Below are 18,378 nucleotides of genomic sequence, written 5' to 3' on the forward strand. Positions count from 1 at the left end.
ACACCTGAGGGGGTGTGCTTACATCGGTCTGCCTGTTATAATTTAACCCGTTGCAACCTCAAGGCATTCAACACAACGGAAACGGAGCTGAAAGCCATCGCCGCCCCGGCCATCCAAGGTTGCAAAAGACCGGCTGCAGCCACAGGGATAGCTGCGGTATTATAGCAAAAAGCCCAGAATAAGTTTTGTTTGATGTTGCGCATCGTTTTGCGGCTCATGAGCAAAGCATCAACCACGCTGTTCAAATCCCCCCGCATCAGGGTAATGTCCGCTGTTTCCATGGCGATATCTGTACCGGTACCGATGGCCATGCCGATATCCGCCACAGCCAAGGCAGGAGCATCGTTAATTCCATCGCCCACCATGGCCACTTTCTTCCCTTGTTGTTGCAGTTTTTTAACTTCATCAGCCTTGCCTTCGGGCAACACTTCGGCCAGCACACGGTCAATGCCCACTTGTCTGGCAATGGCACGGGCCGTCCGTTCATTGTCTCCCGTGATCATCAGCACTTCCAGGCCCATCGCCTTCATGCGGGCCACGGCCTCTCGAGATGTTTCTTTCACTCTGTCGGCAACGGCGACAATCCCGGCATAGGTGCCATCAACGGCCACCAGCATGGCGGTTTTCCCTTCCTGTTCAAGCTGTTCCAGCTGCCCTAAGGCCGGGGAGACGTCAATATTATGTTTAGCCATCAGGCGGCGGGTACCGGCTAACACCTGATGCTGGTCTACTTCCGCCGTTATTCCGTATCCGGGAACCGCTTCAAAAGCTTTAGGATGGGTTAACTTAATATTTCTGTCCATAATGCCTTGCACAAGGGCCTGGGCCAGAGGATGTTCGGAGGGTTTTTCCGCCGAACCGACCAGCCTTAACAGCTCCTCCTCACTGAGTCCGGCATCATGGTTCACCAGTACATCCGTCATTTCCGGTTCACCCTTGGTCACGGTGCCCGTTTTATCCAGGACGACAGTCGTAATGGTTTGGGTTTTCTCCAGATGTTCACCGCCCTTGAACAAGATGCCGTGTTCCGCTGAACGGCCCGAACCGGCCATAATGGAAGTCGGAGTGGCCAGCCCCAGGGCACAGGGACAAGCGATCACCAGGATAGAAATGGTGGAAATCAGGGCGCTGCCCAGCTGGCCGGGTGTCAGGATCAAGTACCAGAACCAGAACGTGAGAAAGGCAAAGATCACCACAATGGGCACGAAGATGCCGGAGACCTTATCCACCATGCGCTGAATGGGCGCTTTGGAACCTTGCGCCTCTTCCACGACCCGCACAATTTGGGCCAAGGCCGTATCTTTACCCACTTTGGTGGCCTTGATTTTTAGCGTGCCGTTTTTGTTGATCGTGGCCCCGATCACTTCGTCTCCCTCTTCTTTGTCCACCGGGATGCTTTCTCCAGTCAGCATCGATTCATCCACTGCGGAACGGCCAGCAATCACTTCCCCGTCTACCGGAATTTTTTGACCGGGTTTAACCAAAATGATGTCACCCACAACGACTTCGTCCACCGGAATCTCAATCTCCTGCCCGTTACTGATCACCAACGCCGTTTTGGGCTTAAGGCCCATCAGCTTTTTGATGGCCTGGGAGGTGCGGCCTTTGGCTTTTGCTTCAAAATATTTTCCGAGTAAAATCAACGTAATAATGATGGCTGAGGCTTCGTAATAAAGGTCCACATGATGAGCCCCTGTCCTCAGCCAATCGATGGATAAATACAGGCTGTAAAAATAGGCGGCAGATGTCCCCAAGGCCACCAGCACATCCATATTGGCACTTTTGTTGCGCAGCGCTTTATACGCCCCCTTGTAAAACTGCCAGCCGATCACAAACTGTACCGGAGTGGCCAAAGCCCATTGCACCCACGGGTTCAAGAGCACATCCGGCACCCAGATAAAAGCTGTCCATTCCCAATGGCTCACCATCGACCATAAGAGGGGGAGTGAGAAAACAGCCGCCCAGACAAACTTGCGAAATTGACGGCCGGTCTCCCGGTCCTGTGCTTGGTCCGCACCAGTCCGATCTTCTTTTAAGCTCAGCTTAAAGCCAAGCTGATCAATGCGTTTGATCATCTCCTCCGGGGTAACCTCAGCGGGGTTGTAGGCCACAGCAGCCCTCTTCAGGGCAAAGTTTACGTTGGCTTGAAAAACGCCTGCCATTTTGTTTAACGTTTTTTCAATGCGGTTGGCACAAGCGGCACAAGACATGCCTTCGACCTCAAATTCAACCTTTTCTTTTACTATAGCGTATCCCAGCTGTTCAAGGCGTGCTTCCAGACGGGACAGGTTGACATGTTGTGGATCATACTCTACTGTCGCCTTTTCCAAAGCCAAATTCACATGGGCAGTTTGTACCCCGTCAAGTTTGTATAATGCTTTTTCAATCCGGTTGGCACAAGCGGCACAGGACATGCCTGTCACTTTAAAACTGGTCTGCCGTGTTTGGGTCACAGCTGCCACCCCCGTTTCTTTACTCTGTTTATACCCTTATAGGGTATCATTCAACCCAAAAGGAATCGTGCTACCTTTTCCGTAACACGATTTGCCCGAAGCCGAAAACAGTCCAGCTTTTCTATTAGACTCTCCTACGATACCACATCATATCCCTGGTCATCGATGGTTTGCTTAATTTTTTCCACACTGACGACGCTGTCGTCAAATTTAACCTCAACCAGACCCTGATCCAGATTGACTTTTACCCCAGAAACGCCCTCTAACGCCCCGACACTCTTTTCTACAGCAGATACACAATGGGAACAAGACATACCTTCTACTTTGAGTGTGACTTCTTTCATCATTGTCTCCTCCAAAGTTTGGTTTGGTGTTAGTGTCGATTGTATGGAATCCAATCATTCACCATTAATATAGAATACCCCTGTATTGTATTCAAGAAAAACCGAAATCACACTTATTGATCCCCTTGTTATTTGATTAACTTGGAGATGGTTTTCATAAATTCTCCGGTCACTTCTTGATCGCCTTCTTTGAGCCGCTCCATCACACAGGTTTTGATATGGCTTTCCAGCAGCAATTTGGACACCGAATGGAGAGCCGATTGGACGGCAGCCATTTGATTCAGAATGTCATCACAATACACATCCCGCTCAATCATGCCTTTGATACCCCGGACCTGCCCTTCAATCCGGTTCAGGCGGCGGATCAGGTTTTCTTTCAATTCAGCCGGTGCCCGTCCCTGGCGCCCGCTCTCATGGCAGTCTGACACTTCGTGATTGTGTTTTAAATCCGTCATCTTTCTCACCTCACTAATACTATACCCATGTATGATGAAAATCACAAGGGCAAGCGCCGTAAAAGTTAAGCACTATACCCCCTCGACAATTCTTGCCACCCTTTTGTGGGCCTCACGTATAACCTCTCTTTCGTCAATGGTTAAGAGTTTCCTGTTCTTCATTAAAATTTTTCCATTCACAATGGTCGTATCCACATCCGAACCGTTGGCAGAATAGGCCAGCAAAGAAGGAATATGGTGATGTGGGACAAGATGAGGCTGGTTCATATTAATCAAAATGATGTCCGCTTTTTTACCCGGCTCCAATGTTCCAACCTCTTTGTCAATGCCCAGCAGCTTTGCTCCCTCAAGCGTGGCCATTTTTAACACCGTCTGGGCATCCAGCACAGTGGGGTCAAAATGTTCGGTCTTTTGCAATCCAGCTGCTATTTTCATTTCTTTAAACAAAAGGTTGGTTATCCCCCCTCTATTGGGGGGATCAGTTCGATCCGGTCCCCATCATGCACCTGTTCATCCCAGTCCATAAATTCTCCATTGCGGACCAGAAAGCAAACCTCCTGTTCGGGAATGCCCAGCGAACGGATGATGCTTTTGATGCCATGACTGTCTGTTTTCAGCTTTACCCACCGCTTATCATCCCCAAAAGGCTCCCCTTGCTGCAGATAATGTTCCAAATGCCCATAGGCTCTGAGATAAATAAGCATCCCGATCCCTTCTTTGCCAATGACTCTGTTCATGTTTTACCTCACATCGCACGCTCTGTCACGGTGGTAAATACATCAGCCTTGCTCAATGGAGGTGACTTCCCTGGCAGCGCTATCCCGTGCCCATAAAATACCCAATTCGGTCAGTTTGCCGTTTGTGGGTACACCTTGTTCATCCCAGCCCATCATCTGGTAATAATAGCGGATGGCCTGCCGGAAGTCCTCTTCCGAGGGGGCTTTGCCTTTAATATACCCTGCCTTAAACGGCTTGAAAAACCGCTTGGGCAGACGGTCATCCTCCGCTGTAAATCCTTCCCGTAAATTAAAGAGACGCGTTAGCGTAGCGGCCCGTTCGCCTACTTTCATCAATTCCCACACATTGGTGTCCCAGCCCGTGACGCCATTGGTCAACTCCACAAGATGATCAATGGTCCAGGGTAAAAACTGGCACACCACCGCACTGTTCATATAATGGCGCCAATTGGTAAAATACACCAGCATGCGCATCTTCTCCGGGCCGATATCATCGGCAGGAACTGGCTTAAAGGCACCTAACGGTTTGAAAAAGTCCACGTTTTTGGCTGTTCCCGTATCGTGCAGGTTGTGGCAATGATCGGCTCCAGTCGGGGAAATGGCGTAGCCGACACCCATCCCCTGCTTCAAGCGGGGTTCATGCATGGGTAACTCCAGACCTTTGATATGCAGAGCAAACTCCCCTGTCCCGCCGCCAATCTCATCAGCAAAGCGCATGCTGCCTTCAGCCAAGAGATCGCCAACACCTTCCCTCCGGCATATTTTCTCGCTCAGGGTCAACAGGGCTTCGGCATTGCCCCAGGTCAGCTCAATCCCGTCGGTATCCGCTGTGGTGATGATGCCTCTCTCATAGGCTTCCATGGCACAGGCAATGGTCACACCCAGCGAAATGACATCCACTCCGTAAGCATTGCACCGCTCCGTCGCTTTCATCAGAGCAGCCAGATCGCTAATGCCCAGGTTAGAACCGATCGCACTCAAATGTTCATACTCTGCTCCACCAAATCGGCCGTCCACCTGATGTTCCTCCGACTCCACCACCCGTTTGCAACGGATGGGACAGGCGTTACAGGTATCGTCCTTCACTTTAAACTGGCTGTGCATCGCCTCGCCGGAAATCTGTTCAGCATATTCAAAGGAAGGATCCCTGAAATTGCGGGTAGGCAAGCCGCTGACCCGGTTTAACGGTTGTACAACCCCTGAGGTGCCCATCTTGTGAAAGCCCTTGGTCAGCTCGGCATGGTTCTTGCCCATCCAGGCCGCCAGCTCCTTCACCCTCTGAGGATTGCTCATCTTGGGCATTTGCTTGCCCTTGACCACAATGGCTTTCAGTTTTTTGGAGCCCATCACAGCCCCCATTCCGGTCCGTCCCACCATGCGGTTGATGTCATTGACCACTGTGGCATAGCGGACCAGGTTTTCCCCGGCAATACCGCATTGGCATACTTTAGCCCCCCGGCCATGCTTTGCTTTTAAGTATTGATCTACATAAGCCGTGTCTTTACCCCAAAGGTCGCTGGCATCATGAATCGTCACCTGTCCATCCTCAATGGCAATATAGACAGGTTGCTCTGCCTTGCCTTCCACAATCACGGCATCGTACCCTGCCCGCTTTAAAAAGGAGCCCCAAAACCCGCCTGCTTCACCGTCACCATACGCTCCTGTCAAAGGGGACTTGGCCCCCACACTGTTGCGTCCCGCTCCGCCAAACGGTTCACCGGTCAGCGGTCCGGCGGCAAAAATCAGCTTGTTGTCCGGTCCCAATGGATCAATCCCAGGCTCCAACTCCTTGTACAAGTAATAGGCAATCAGGCCTCTGCCGCCGTGATACATCCGGTACCAGGCCTCATCCGGCCGGTCGATGGAATGAGTCCCCTGCGTTAAATTGACCCGTAATATTTGACCGTTAATTCCTAAACTCATACCCTGCCCTCCCTTTGCTTTCTTGTTATATGTATTCGCAACCATACACCCTTTTTCCTTTTTTTCGCCTAACTAAAGTTTTTAATAGTTGATTTTAAGTAAAATTATGTTAAAATAAACACGGTTTGTGGTAAATACGAACTTTTTAAACAACCCGTCTTTTTATTGTTCGTCTTTATCTTTAACGTGAGGTGATTGCCCATGTATGATGTCATTATTGTCGGGGCCGGACCGGCCGGGATCTTTGCAGCCTATGAGCTCACCTTGAAAGCACCAGGAGCCAAAGTGCTGCTTATTGATAAAGGACTGGATATTTATGCCCGGCGCTGTCCGATTTTGGAGCGCAAAATTAAAAAATGCCCGCCAGCTACAGCGAAAAAAGACTATGCCGGCTGTTTGCCCGCCTGTTCCATCACCAATGGATTCGGAGGGGCTGGCGCATATTCAGATGGAAAGTTTAATATCACCACTGAATTTGGCGGTTGGTTAACCGATTATTTAGATAAACGTATCGTATATGACCTCATCACCTATGTGGATGAAATTAACCTGAAGCATGGTGCAACCACATCCATAACAGACCCAACCAGTGAAGCTGTCAAGGAAATTGAGAAAAAAGGATTGGCAGCAGGCTTAAAATTATTAAGGGCCAACGTTCGTCATTTGGGAACGGAACAAAACCTGGAAATACTGAAGAGTATCTTTGAGTATTTAAGCGATAAAATTGAGATGCGTTTCAAAACAGAAGTGGCAGACTTGCTGACTGAAGAAGAAAACGGCAAGCTGAAAGTGAACGGCATCATTTTGAAAAAGAACGGCGAGGAAATCAGAGGCAGACACGTGCTCATTGCCCCAGGGCGGGACGGATCAGCCTGGCTGGCTGACCTGCTCCGCAAACGGAATATCAGGATGAAAAATAATCAGGTAGATATTGGCGTACGAGTGGAAACCTTAAACACCATTATGGAAGAGGTCAACACCCACCTGTATGAAGGTAAGTTTATCTATAACAGCTCAGTGGGCACAAGAGTGAGAACGTTCTGCAGCAACCCTTCCGGCCATGTGGTGGTAGAGAACCACAGCGGTGTCATGCTGGCTAATGGACACAGCTACAGAGATGAAGCGCTTGGTTCAGAGAACACCAACTTCGCTCTCTTGGTTTCCCATGAGTTCTCTGAACCGTTTGACAGACCAAACGAATATGCCCGACGTATTGGAACATTAGCCAATGAGTTATCTGGAGGATCCATCCTGGTGCAAACCTTTGGAGATATCATGCGAGGCAGACGCTCCACTGAGAAACGGATCAAAGAAGGTTTTGTGGAACCTACACTGAAAGAGGCTGTTCCCGGTGATCTGACCAAAGTACTGCCTTATGCCACAATGAAGAGCATTATTGAAATGATTGAAGCGTTAAACCATGTCACTCCGGGACTGGCCACTGAGCACACCTTGTTGTACGGTGTGGAGGCCAAATTTTACTCAGCCCGTCCCTATTTAACTGAGCACCTGGAAGTGGAAGAAGTTAGCAACCTGTATGCTGCTGGAGACGGCGCAGGGTTGACCCGGGGACTGGCCCAAGCATCTGCTTCAGGGGTTTGGGTTGCCCGCCATATCGTAGAGAAGCTCAATACTTCCTCCTCAGTACACATTGTTGCTACAAATTAACACCCTTATTCTACTGGGAAATGGTCATACTAAGTGACGGATGAGCTTTACCAACCTGGTTAGCTCATCTATTCCAACGGCGAAAAGGAGTGCATCCCGGTGGCTAAAAACCGTAACAACCAGCGGAACAGAAACGAGCGAAACATCAACATTCGTGACGTTGTTCCGGTGGAAGAGTTTGCTGGAGAATATGAGGGTGCTGAAGCAGTAACCAATCGCAGAAAAAATGAGCCAGAAGATTACAACTTAAACGAGTACTGCTAAATTCGCCGTTATATTGAGGGGGCGGCCTTTTATAGGCCGTCCCCAAGTTATTAATTAGCTATCTGAGTAAATCTCTCACTCCCTTTCACGAATATACTCAGTCATGCTAAAATATTTAGTAAGACGAAAAAACTTCAACAACAAAACTGTGTAAAGGAATGTGAGGCGATGAACATGCTGTTTAGCCCCTATACCATTAAGAACGTGACCTTTAAAAACCGGATCGTCATGTCTCCGATGTGCATGTATTCTTGCATGAAAGGGGATGGAAAAGTAACGGACTGGCATCGTGTCCATTATACCAGCCGAGCAGTGGGCCAGGTTGGCCTGATTATTGTGGAAGCCTCTGCCGTTACCCCCCAAGGGCGTATTTCTGTGCATGACTTGGGGGTCTGGAGTGACGAGCATATTGAGGGTTTGGAGGAATTGGTCCGCTTGAGCCATGAGCACGGCGCCAAAATTGGCATCCAGTTGGCCCATGCCGGACGCAAAGCTACCGTTGATGGTCCGATTATCGCTCCGTCAGCTATTCCGTTTAATGATAAGTTGGAAACCCCTCAAGCAATGACGGCGGAACAAATCAAAGAAACCATTACCGCATTTCAACATGCTGCACGCCGGGCCAAAGCAGCTGGGTTTGACGTTGTGGAAATCCATGCTGCTCATGGATATTTGATCAATGAATTCCTCTCTCCTTTGAGCAATAAGCGCAATGATACATATGGGGGTGACCGTGACTGCCGTTACCGTTTCCTGCAAGAGGTGATTGAAGCGGTTAAACAGGAGTGGGAAGGTCCACTGTTTGTGCGCATTTCGGCTAGTGATTATCATCCGGATGGATTAGATATTGAGGATTACGTTTATTATGCCCAAAAAATGAAAGCACAAGGCGTGGACCTGATTGATTGCAGTTCCGGTGGGGTTGTGCCGGCTAAAATTAATGTTTACCCGGGATATCAGGTGCCTTTTGCAGAAAGAATCAAAAAAGAGGCAGGGGTAGCCACCGGAGCGGTAGGCCTGATCACCAGTGCTTTACAGGCAGAGGAAATTTTACAAAATGAACGGGCCGACCTAGTTTTTCTGGCTCGTGAACTGTTACGTGATCCCTATTGGCCAAGACGGGCCGCACAGGAATTAAACGTGGATATTGAAGCCCCCCGTCAATATGAACGGGGCTGGTAAAACTCACAAGCCATACTTTAATCTATTTTGGGTACCTTATGAAAGGGGGAATTCTGAAGGGAGGATCATCATGCCTTACGGTGCCCATGAAGCGATGGAAGCCCATGAAATACTAAGCGATACGATCAACATGATTGACCACTTCGCCATGTATGCCACTCAATGTCAAGATGCTGAACTGGTACAAATCCTGAACCGGCACATTGACCAAGCCATTCAGCATTATAACAACCTGGTGGAATATACCCATGATTATTCACAGGTACCTAATACAGCCACGCACACCCGATCACCTGTCCAGCCAGGTCAAATTCACTATGGATTGACCAACCCTCAACAAAAAGCACCACAGCTGCGGATGAGTACCATGTCCACCCAGCAAATCGCCCATGCCGTTTTATCTGCGCATAAAAATTCGGCTAAAAATCACATGAGTGCCGCTCTGGAATGTGCCGATCCCAATGTCCGCCAGCTGATGGTCGACGGGGCTGTAGCCTGCGAGCAAGCCGCTTATGAAATTTTCCGCTATATGAACCAAAAAGGATGGTACCAAGTGCCCACCCTTGACAATCATACGGCCAAAACGATGCTGCACAGTTACAAGGCTGTTCAGCAGCCGCAGCCTCAAATGTAATCATCCCCCATCCCCCAACAACAACTGTTGGGGGATTTTCAGGTGGTAGTCCGCTGGATCAACCCACTTTTGAAATGGCCAGTCTACTTGCCACTGGTTTGTCAATTTTTTCAGCTTTTGGCGTACGGAGTCAGGCAGTGGGAGTGCAATAAACAGACGTTTTGTAACCCTTGTCTTTTTTCCAAGTGACTCAATGCTTCTTATCATCATGTGACAACTCTCTTTTCTGCCCAAGCTTCTACCCAAGTGACAAATTGTCTAAAATGGTTCACATATGTTGCAGGGATTACTCCTTGCTCACGCATACGTTCTTCATCCCCTTTGTAGGCCACGAAATCGATACCTGCTGATTGAGCCGCTTTACCATCAATCCATGAATCTCCCAGCATAACCCAGCTTTTTACCTCAGGAAAACGTTGCTTCACGACTAGAAGACCGCTTGGTGCCGGTTTTAGCACCTCCATTTGATCCCTCCCTATAACAGTGTCCATATATGGGAGGATACCGGTTCCTTCTAAAGCTAAGGAAGCAGAAGCATAGGCATTATTGGTTACGACTGTCAAGATGATCTTTTTCTTTTTCAATTTAGCAAGCCCCTGCTTAACTCCCTGTTCCAATTGCACATTCTTCATCCCTAATGTTTCATGCTTAGTCACAATATTAAATATTTCCTGTGTTAACCGGTCTTTTTCGTCCGGGTTTTCGACCAGGCTTTTGCCCCTTTCAATCACCTGAGCCGGTGTGATTTCCCGTTCATAAATCGCTCTTGTGCCAATCTTGTTCTCCAGCAGAAAGCTAACGATTTCCTCTCTCATCGCTTTGAAGTTAATGCGGGATTGCAAAAGCGTATTATCCATATCAAACATAATGCCCAATTGCACGTTTATCTCCCTCCGCCACTCCTCTTTTCCACATGCCATCCTCTCCTTTTACTATAACAAATCTCCATCAAAATACCCATATCTTTCCTTAAGACTATCTTTTTTGCTGAAAGAGTGATATACTATAAATACTAGTGTCAGAATTTTTATGATTCATATTTTGATTGGAGGAGATCATATGCCATTAGAAGGAAGAGCTCTGTTATTTGTGGGACCGGACGGATCAGGACGTTTTACACTAGCTAATGCCATCGGTGTCACGTTAAATATACCAATGGTCACCTCCTATACGACCCGGCCTAAGCGGCCCCGTGAGACGGATGGAAAGGAATATCACTTTGTATCTGAGGACAAATTTAAAGCCATGCAGGAAGCGAATGAATTTATTGAAGTGGTCCAATCGGACGATTTTTACTACGGGATTCGTAAAGAAGATTGCCAGCAACTCTTGGAAAAAGCGGGCAGTTTCTTCGCTATCCTGAGTCCTGAGGGCTGTGAGATTTTCAAACGGGAATTTACCAATACCTTAACCATATTCGTCTATGCTGACCGGGACACTGTTGTGCAACGGCAAATTGAGCGGGGAGATGACCCGGAAACGATCAAGCGTCACTTAAGCCACTATGAAGAAATTATGGCCTATAAAGACAAATGCGACATTGCTATTCCCAACTATGACTTGGCCAGCACCGCCCAGGAACTGACCAACCGGATTGAAAAGTTTCTGGGCATTGAACACCATCCTGACAGCAAGTATTAAGCCAGCAAATACTACACAGCCAATTACGAACAGCGGATGCGGGAGAGTGGTTCTCAGCCATTCTCCTTTTGTGTGTACGACATAATTAAGGAGCTGAAGCACAAGATGTCTCTCCAACCTATCTCACCGCATGAACGCATTAAAACATTAGATATCATCCGTGGTTTTGCCTTACTAGGGATCCTGGTTGCTAACATGGCTTTTTTTGCTTCTCCCATTATCTATATACACATGGCTGCCGTTGATTGGTGGGAAAAAGCATGGGATAAATGGGTACTGTGGGTGATTCAATTTTGTGCTGAAGCGAAGTTTTTCACCATGTTTTCATTATTGTTTGGGTTAGGTTTTATTTTATTTATGGAAAGGACCGAGGCGAAAGGCTATTCAGTTGTACCTTTGTTTAGCCGGCGCCTGGTCATTCTGCTGTCAATCGGGATGATCCACGCTTTTTTCATTTGGGCGGGCGATATTCTCCTGCTTTATGCCGTCCTTGGTTTTGCCCTGCTGCCCTTTCGTCATATGTCTTCTAAGCAGGTGCTCACTTGGGCCATTGGTTTGTGGGCTGTGCCGTTGATTTTGATCACCTTGCTTTTTGCCCCCGGTTTGGGTGATGAGTTCGCTGATCCCCTGTGGGAAGAAACGGCCTACCGTTATATTGAACGTTCCATCGATGTTTATAGCAGCGGCAGCTTTTTAGACATCACTGCTCAGCGTTTTTTTGACTATCTGTTTCTGGGCATCAATTCTTTCCTCATCATTCCCCTTGTCCTGGCCATGTTTCTGATCGGTGCCTATGTGGGTAAGCGGCACATTCACCACAAGCTGGATCAACACCAGGGGCTTATCCAACGCACTTGGTGGTATAGTTTGCTCATTGGCGTGCCTTCTGCCTTGTTACAAGTTTACAGTTCTGAGCAAATGCTGACCACCGGACTGATGGTCTATCAATGGCTCTCTGTTGTCAGTGTGTTTATAGCTGGGCCAGCCTTGTGTTTTTTCTACATCACATCACTGATATTACTTTCCCAACATCGGTCATGGCAGCTGCGCTTAGCCTTTTTGGCGCCCGTAGGCCGTATGGCACTCAGCAATTACTTGTTGCAATCCATTGTATGTACCACTCTGTTTTATAGCTATGGATTTGGCCTCTATAACCAAGTCGATCCGGTCTTGTGGGTTGTCATTGTGGCTGTTCTCTATCCCCTGCAAGTGTGGTTTAGTCATGTATGGTTAAGCCGCTTCCGGTATGGACCGGTGGAGTGGTTGTGGCGTTCTCTCACATACCGCTCGTGGCAGCCTCTTAAGCAGCCTTCTAATAAGTAAAATCGATAGGTTGTGGTACATGAGATCGGGATCTGCCAGGCAGGTCTCGTTTTTTTATGACTATAGCCACATTTTACAAAAAGTCTGTTATATATCAAAAATTAATATTGCATTTTTGTAATATAACACATATAATAAAAACAACACAGGAAATCATGACACCTCAGAGGAGAGGAGGAGAGAAACCAGATGATCAAGTTTGAGCGCAACATCTCTGCCAAAACTTGTCCACACTGTCGTCAAGAATTTCATGAACTGTATGATTCTTATACCGAAGCTTGTCCTGAATGTCAGGTTGAGCACAAAGGCGTTTTAGTTCAAACCGAAGGTGGATGGGTGTGGCAGTTATAACTCCCATTGTCACACTGGTTGTTACTTAACCATGGAATGATGTGTATCACCTCAATTGTTTACTCATACTTTCACCTTTTTGTATGGATCAGGCTTTAAACAGAGCCTGTTTTTTTTTGGTAAAAAAACACTTTCCCGCAGCAAGGAAAGTGATGTCAGGTTTTGTTAAATATATGCTTCACTAATCTTGGCGGATACCAGCCGACAAACAGACAGCCGACCAGGGCAATGCCCATCGTAACAATTAATGGATAGCCAGTAATCATGATGGGGCACCACATGATCACAGCTTGAATACCAAGCAAAACACGCAACAACCACAGAAAGCTGCTTAATGCAAGATCCTGGGAAAGAGGAAACAGCTGATGCCAAAACTGATGTTGATGGTGACCCCATACAGCCTGCAACTGGGTTGCTGTGGCAAACAAAAACAAAGCGTAAACCACCCCCAGCACCCATCCTTCACTTAAAACATAGATAAACAGTATTCCAACGGCTGTCAAACGCACGTAAATTCCCAAATAGTCTTGGGCCCTGATGAACGTTTTCAGATATAAATAGCGGAAGGCATTGTTTTGCTGAAAGGGCAGCCATGCCGTGACATCACTTAACCAGGGCCGTTTCTTGACCCGTGTTCCCATATGCGGGACATCCACAAAAGACTGACAGAAGGCATAAAAGCGGCTCTTTTGTTTCTTCTCCAGTTCCAACAGGCGCATCCACTGATAGCCAAAGCTGTGAACCACCTGCCGTTCGTACAGAAAAAAAACAATCACCACGAGACCAAAGAGCAACAGCAACCCATACGGTCCCTGGTAAAACCACCATAGCAGAAAACCAAAGCTAAACAAGACCCTCAATCCCCGGTGCAAGGCCACCTTCCGCTCGTCAACATGACGTAAGAGAGCCCAATGGGATCCGAAATTCCACCCTTTTAAAATAAAAGGAATCAGAAAGTAAGCCCAAACCGGCTGCCCGGGCAGAGCCACAGTATCCCGCCAGATGGGGTAAAGCAAGATGGCGGCCACAATGACGGCAGCGAGTTGCAAAATCAGATTATAACGATAAGTATGCCGAAAATAGCCATCCATCTGTGTCTGGACAGGGGTTAAAAAAATCAGATCAGCCTCATGCAAAAAATGGCGTTGCGGAGCCCGGGTTACAAGCCAGCCAAATAGCAAAGCATAGATTAAACCCATGGGCAGCCAGTCCGGGATCCAAGCCACAATCTGGTCATAGTAAATCATGCCGATGATTAACAGCACAATGACCGTAAACAAGAGGCCGCTAGAAGCGATCAACTGCCAATAGCGGATCGCTTCGGTAATAAATGCTTGAATCCTTTCTCTCGCTATTTTTCCGACATCAAGTGACATCGCCTGCTCCTGATCCGGTCTCGATGGTGTGCTGCCAGTGTTTTGGGAAAAAACTCTTGTTTTGCTCATACTTGATCAACCTCAGTCAGTACAAGATAGATATCATCAAGGCTTGCCGTGGGCATGCCGCTGATTTGACGCAAGTTGTCCAGCGTGCCTTGGGCCCGGATGCGCCCCTCATGAATAATCACAAACCGGTCACAGTAACGCTCGGCCGTAGCTAAGATATGGGTGGACATCAGGATCCCTGCTCCCTCCTGCTTGCAAGCGACCAGCCACTCCAGCAAAGACCGGATGCCCAAAGGGTCCAGTCCCAGCAAAGGCTCATCGACAATATAAAGTTTAGGCTGAACGAGAAAGGCCATCATAATCATGAGCTTCTGTTTCATGCCCTTGGAGAATTGTGTGGGAAACTGATGCTTTTTCCTCTCCATGCGGAATTCTTGCAATAAAGGCTCCACACGCTTTACAAATGTGGAGCGCTCCAAACCATAGGTCATCGCGGCCAGCTCCAAATGCTCCCATAGAGTCAGCTCTTCATAATAGATCGGCGACTCGGGGATATAACTGTATAACGAGCGGTAACGATCAGGATCATCCCGCAACTGACAGCCATCAATCACAATGGTTCCCTGGTGAGGGGTTAGTAACCCCAGGATATGTTTGATCGTGGTACTCTTTCCTGCTCCGTTCAGCCCGATAAGGGCCACAATTTCCCCTGCATTAATGTCAAAGCTGATATCATGTATCACGGGTTTCGTTGCTGTGTACCCTCCTGTGACGTGATCCACTTGTAAAAGAGGACGCATGCTTCATCAACCTTTCCCTGAAGTTCCTACCCTCTATTGTTTCTTATTTTTGCCATATTGACAAGTCACCATGTTGAGGCCAAGTCATTTATCATCCCCTTATGTATATATAGCAAAAAAAAAGCCGCAATTCCGTTGAGAGCAGGTTTATTTACGGAACCGCGGCTTAATTAATCAATGATTAACAACAGGAGACCCTTTAGCGTCAGGAAATCTTAATTTCCTGCATCAATTTGTGGTAATCCACCGGGCCATCTTCCAGCAGGTGACAAGCAGCCTGGTGCTGTCCGTTTAAGTTGTGCATCGGCGGCGCTTCTGTTTTGCAGCGGTCCATCACAAATGGACAGCGGGTGTGGAAGCGGCAGCCCTGGGGCGGATCGATAGGGGAAGGCACGTCTCCTTTCAGGATGATACGCTCTTTTTTAACTTTCGGATCAGCTACCGGAATGGCAGATAACAACGCCCGGGTATAGGGATGCTGCGGATTGTCAAACAGCGATTGCTTATCTCCCATCTCCACAATTTTACCCAGGTACATGACAATGATACGGTCAGAGATATGACGGACCACACCCATATCATGGGAAATAAACAGATAGGTCAAATTAAATTCACGCTGCAATTTTTTTAACAGATTAAGAACCTGAGCCTGTACGGACACGTCTAAGGCAGAGACAGCTTCATCACAGATAATCAGCTTAGGTTCAACGGACAAGGCACGGGCAATGCCAATACGTTGTCTTTGACCGCCGCTAAATTCATGGGGATAACGATCAATTTGATCAGCATTTAAGCCCACCATTTCCATTAATTCGACGACACGCTGGCGCCGCTGGCTGCGCGGCACTACATTTTGGATGGCCAACGCTTCTTCCAGAATTTGACGCACCGTCTGCCGTGGATTAAGGGAAGCGAACGGGTCTTGGAAAATGATTTGCATGTCCTTGCGTTTTTTGCGCATCTCTGCTTTGCTTAGTTGTAGCAAATCCTGTCCCTGAAACAACACTTTCCCTGCAGTTGGTTCTTCCAGGCGAAGGATGGCCCGCCCTGTAGTCGATTTGCCACATCCTGATTCTCCGACCACACTGACTGTCTCACCCTCATTGACATGGAAGCTGATGTCATCTACCGCTTTCACATAGTTCACGGTGCGGCCGAAAATACCACCTTTGATGGGAAAATATTGCTTCAGATGTTCAACTTGAAGTAATGGTCTCTTCGTCATCACTTGGCCACCTCCTCCTGTTTATCCCACTTCTCCGTATACATCCAGCAGCGCACCAGATTGCCGTCTTCCATGGTTTTTAATTCGGGCAGATGATCGAAACACATCGATTTGGCATGGGGACAGCGGGGGGCAAAGCGGCAGCCCTTGGGCATATTGAACGGACTGGGTACAGAACCTTTAATAACAGTCAGTTCCTCCTGGTCCTCATCATGCCGGGGCAAAGCGTTGAGCAATCCGACGGTGTAAGGATGCTTTGGATTTTCAAACAATGATTCCACATCGGCATACTCTACCACTTTACCAGCATACATGACGGCCACTTTATCGCACATCTCAGCCACAACCCCAAGGTCATGGGTGATCATCATAATCGTTGTGCCCAGTTCCTCCTGCAGTTTCTTCATCAGTTCCAGGATTTGAGCTTGAATGGTGACGTCCAATGCCGTGGTTGGTTCATCAGCGATCAATAGCTCGGGACTGCAAGCCAAAGCAATGGCGATCATCACCCGCTGGCGCATCCCACCGGACAATTCAAAGGGATATTGCTTAGCACGCTTTTCGGGAGAGGGAATGCCGACCAGTTTCAGCATCTCAATCGCTTTTTCCCACGCCGCTTTTTTGCTTTTCTTTTCGTGGATGCGGATTGTCTCCGCAATCTGATCTCCTACGGTATACACAGGGTTCAGAGATGTCATCGGTTCCTGGAAGATCATGGAGATATTTTTCCCCCGGATATGCCGATACTCCTTATCCGATTTCTCAAGCAGATTTTCCCCTTTAAACCAGATTTCCCCGCCCACGATTTTGCCGACTGGCTGAGGTAACAGACGCATAATAGACAAAGAGGTAATACTTTTACCACAGCCGGATTCCCCGACGATCCCCAATGTTTTTCCTTTTTCAATGGAAAAACTGACACCGTCAACGGCTTTTACTTCTCCTTCGTCCGTAAAGAAGGAGGTCTGCAAATTCTTCACTTCCAAAATGGGGGTTCCATTATTGACGCTCATCCCTGTTCACCGTCCTTTACTAGTTCAATTCCACGCGTTTATTCAACAGGCGATAGGTGATGTCTACCAGCAAGTTAACGGCCACAAACAAGACTGAGGCAACCAACACTGTTCCCTGCACCACCGGGAAATCACGTGCCCCTATGGCATCAATCATTAAACGCCCCATACCGTTTATGGCAAAGACAACCTCAGTTAGAACAGCCCCTCCCAGTAATGTGCCAAACTGCAGACCGACAACCGTCACAACGGGTATTAGGGCGTTGCGCAAGGCGTGTTTATAAATGACAACCGCTTCTTTTACCCCTTTGGCCCGGGCCGTGCGGATATAGTCCTGGTTAATCACTTCCAGCATGCTGGAACGGGTCATGCGGGCAATGATGGCCGCGCCACCTGTTCCTAAAGTAATAGCAGGCAGAACCATATGCTTCCAGGTCCCCCAGCCGGCAACAGGGAACCAATTGGTTGTAATTCCAAATATATCGATTCCGATTCCAAACCAAATAATCAACATGATACCAAGCCAGAAGTTAGGCATAGACAAACCGAATAAGGCAATCAACATCACCGAGACATCCCAAATGGAATAACGTTTCACAGCTGAGATAATACCGGCAATGAGTCCGATAAAAATACTTATGGCCATACTGACTACAGCAAGTTCAACAGTGATTCTGAACCGGGAGTTGAAAATCTCCTCCGTCACCGGCCGGCCGGAACGGATTGATGCGCCCAAATCACCTTGAATGGCATTACCCAGATACTTAAAATATTGGATATGCAAAGGATCATTTAATCCCAGACGCTCCCTCATTTGCTCTACCCGCTCAGGAGAAGCACTTTCTCCGGCCATAATCTGAGCGGGATCCCCAGGAATGAGGTGCATCAGCAGCAAAACAATCAAGACAACACCCATCAAAACTGGTATGGTTTGTAAAATCCTGCGGACAATATAGATAAACATTTTGTACACCTCGTTA

The 18,378-nt window shown here is 48.0% G+C and carries 20 protein-coding genes; 7 read left to right on the forward strand and 13 right to left on the reverse strand.

Features of this window, described 5'->3' with window-relative positions:
* Positions 1-35: 35 nt before the first annotated feature.
* From J2S00_RS03480 to J2S00_RS03505, 6 genes are all read right to left on the reverse strand, one after another.
* Complete coding sequence (locus J2S00_RS03480) at positions 36-2,453, reverse strand: heavy metal translocating P-type ATPase (protein WP_307335448.1); 2,418 nt, start codon at positions 2,451-2,453, stop codon at positions 36-38.
* 134 nt (positions 2,454-2,587) lie between these two features.
* Positions 2,588-2,797 carry a copper chaperone CopZ gene (copZ, locus tag J2S00_RS03485; RefSeq protein ID WP_307335450.1) on the reverse strand — a complete coding sequence of 70 codons (210 nt, stop codon included), beginning with the start codon at positions 2,795-2,797 and terminating at the stop codon, positions 2,588-2,590.
* Positions 2,798-2,925: 128 nt separating this feature from the next.
* Positions 2,926-3,252 (reverse strand): metal-sensitive transcriptional regulator, encoded by a 327-nt coding sequence (locus J2S00_RS03490; RefSeq protein WP_307335451.1) that lies wholly within the window; start codon positions 3,250-3,252, stop codon positions 2,926-2,928.
* A 72-nt stretch (positions 3,253-3,324) separates the two neighbouring features.
* Positions 3,325-3,699: an amidohydrolase family protein gene (locus tag J2S00_RS03495; RefSeq protein WP_307335454.1), complete on the reverse strand. Its 375-nt coding sequence runs from the start codon at positions 3,697-3,699 to the stop codon at positions 3,325-3,327.
* An 8-nt stretch (positions 3,700-3,707) separates the two neighbouring features.
* Entirely contained in the window at positions 3,708-3,989 is a 282-nt protein-coding gene (locus J2S00_RS03500; RefSeq protein WP_307335456.1) for a MoaD/ThiS family protein, read from the reverse strand.
* Between the two features lie 42 nt (positions 3,990-4,031).
* On the reverse strand, positions 4,032-5,912 hold the full coding sequence (locus J2S00_RS03505; RefSeq protein ID WP_307335458.1) for an aldehyde ferredoxin oxidoreductase family protein: 1,881 nt from the start codon (positions 5,910-5,912) through the stop codon (positions 4,032-4,034).
* A 201-nt stretch (positions 5,913-6,113) separates the two neighbouring features.
* Here J2S00_RS03505 and J2S00_RS03510 point away from each other — a divergent pair, with 201 nt between their 5' ends.
* From J2S00_RS03510 to J2S00_RS03525, 4 genes are all read left to right on the forward strand, one after another.
* Positions 6,114-7,580 (forward strand): NAD(P)/FAD-dependent oxidoreductase, encoded by a 1,467-nt coding sequence (locus J2S00_RS03510; protein ID WP_307335460.1) that lies wholly within the window; start codon positions 6,114-6,116, stop codon positions 7,578-7,580.
* A 99-nt stretch (positions 7,581-7,679) separates the two neighbouring features.
* Positions 7,680-7,844: a hypothetical protein gene (locus J2S00_RS03515; protein WP_307335462.1), complete on the forward strand. Its 165-nt coding sequence runs from the start codon at positions 7,680-7,682 to the stop codon at positions 7,842-7,844.
* A 174-nt stretch (positions 7,845-8,018) separates the two neighbouring features.
* Positions 8,019-9,026, forward strand: coding sequence for an NADPH dehydrogenase NamA (gene namA, locus J2S00_RS03520; RefSeq protein ID WP_307336027.1), 1,008 nt, complete (start codon positions 8,019-8,021; stop codon positions 9,024-9,026).
* Positions 9,027-9,096: 70 nt separating this feature from the next.
* A complete protein-coding gene (locus tag J2S00_RS03525) occupies positions 9,097-9,660 on the forward strand; it encodes a spore coat protein (RefSeq protein WP_307335465.1) in 564 nt (187 codons plus the stop codon).
* Here J2S00_RS03525 and J2S00_RS03530 read toward each other — a convergent pair whose 3' ends face one another.
* Positions 9,661-9,870 (reverse strand): 2'-5' RNA ligase family protein, encoded by a 210-nt coding sequence (locus J2S00_RS03530; RefSeq protein WP_307335468.1) that lies wholly within the window; start codon positions 9,868-9,870, stop codon positions 9,661-9,663.
* Positions 9,867-10,541 carry an HAD family hydrolase gene (locus J2S00_RS03535; RefSeq protein WP_307335471.1) on the reverse strand — a complete coding sequence of 225 codons (675 nt, stop codon included), beginning with the start codon at positions 10,539-10,541 and terminating at the stop codon, positions 9,867-9,869. Before J2S00_RS03535 ends, J2S00_RS03530 begins: the two co-directional genes overlap by 4 nt.
* Before the next feature lie 178 nt (positions 10,542-10,719).
* Between J2S00_RS03535 and J2S00_RS03540 the strand changes: the two genes are divergently transcribed.
* The 3 genes from J2S00_RS03540 (at position 10,720) to yhfH (ending at position 12,975) form a co-directional block, all read left to right on the forward strand.
* Positions 10,720-11,301 (forward strand): guanylate kinase, encoded by a 582-nt coding sequence (locus J2S00_RS03540; RefSeq protein WP_307335475.1) that lies wholly within the window; start codon positions 10,720-10,722, stop codon positions 11,299-11,301.
* A gap of 105 nt (positions 11,302-11,406) precedes the next feature.
* Positions 11,407-12,624: a DUF418 domain-containing protein gene (locus J2S00_RS03545; protein ID WP_307335477.1), complete on the forward strand. Its 1,218-nt coding sequence runs from the start codon at positions 11,407-11,409 to the stop codon at positions 12,622-12,624.
* Between the two features lie 189 nt (positions 12,625-12,813).
* Positions 12,814-12,975: a protein YhfH gene (gene yhfH / locus J2S00_RS03550; protein ID WP_307335479.1), complete on the forward strand. Its 162-nt coding sequence runs from the start codon at positions 12,814-12,816 to the stop codon at positions 12,973-12,975.
* 155 nt (positions 12,976-13,130) lie between these two features.
* Here the strand turns inward: yhfH and J2S00_RS03555 are convergent, their stop codons facing one another.
* The 5 genes from J2S00_RS03555 to J2S00_RS03575 all read right to left on the reverse strand — a co-directional run bounded on the left by J2S00_RS03555 (position 13,131) and on the right by J2S00_RS03575 (position 18,362).
* On the reverse strand, positions 13,131-14,420 hold the full coding sequence (locus J2S00_RS03555) for an ABC transporter permease (protein WP_307335481.1): 1,290 nt from the start codon (positions 14,418-14,420) through the stop codon (positions 13,131-13,133).
* Positions 14,417-15,160 carry an ABC transporter ATP-binding protein gene (locus J2S00_RS03560; protein ID WP_307335483.1) on the reverse strand — a complete coding sequence of 248 codons (744 nt, stop codon included), beginning with the start codon at positions 15,158-15,160 and terminating at the stop codon, positions 14,417-14,419. Before J2S00_RS03560 ends, J2S00_RS03555 begins: the two co-directional genes overlap by 4 nt.
* A 205-nt stretch (positions 15,161-15,365) precedes the next feature.
* Positions 15,366-16,385, reverse strand: a complete 1,020-nt coding sequence (locus J2S00_RS03565; protein WP_307335486.1) for an ABC transporter ATP-binding protein — start codon at positions 16,383-16,385, stop codon at positions 15,366-15,368.
* Complete coding sequence (locus J2S00_RS03570) at positions 16,385-17,398, reverse strand: ABC transporter ATP-binding protein (RefSeq protein WP_307335489.1); 1,014 nt, start codon at positions 17,396-17,398, stop codon at positions 16,385-16,387. Before J2S00_RS03570 ends, J2S00_RS03565 begins: the two co-directional genes overlap by 1 nt.
* Positions 17,399-17,417: 19 nt before the next feature.
* A complete protein-coding gene (locus J2S00_RS03575) occupies positions 17,418-18,362 on the reverse strand; it encodes an ABC transporter permease (protein WP_307335493.1) in 945 nt (314 codons plus the stop codon).
* Positions 18,363-18,378: the final 16 nt, after the last annotated feature.

Source organism: Caldalkalibacillus uzonensis, from assembly GCF_030814135.1.
Taxonomy (GTDB): Bacteria; Bacillota; Bacilli; order Caldalkalibacillales; family Caldalkalibacillaceae; genus Caldalkalibacillus; species Caldalkalibacillus uzonensis.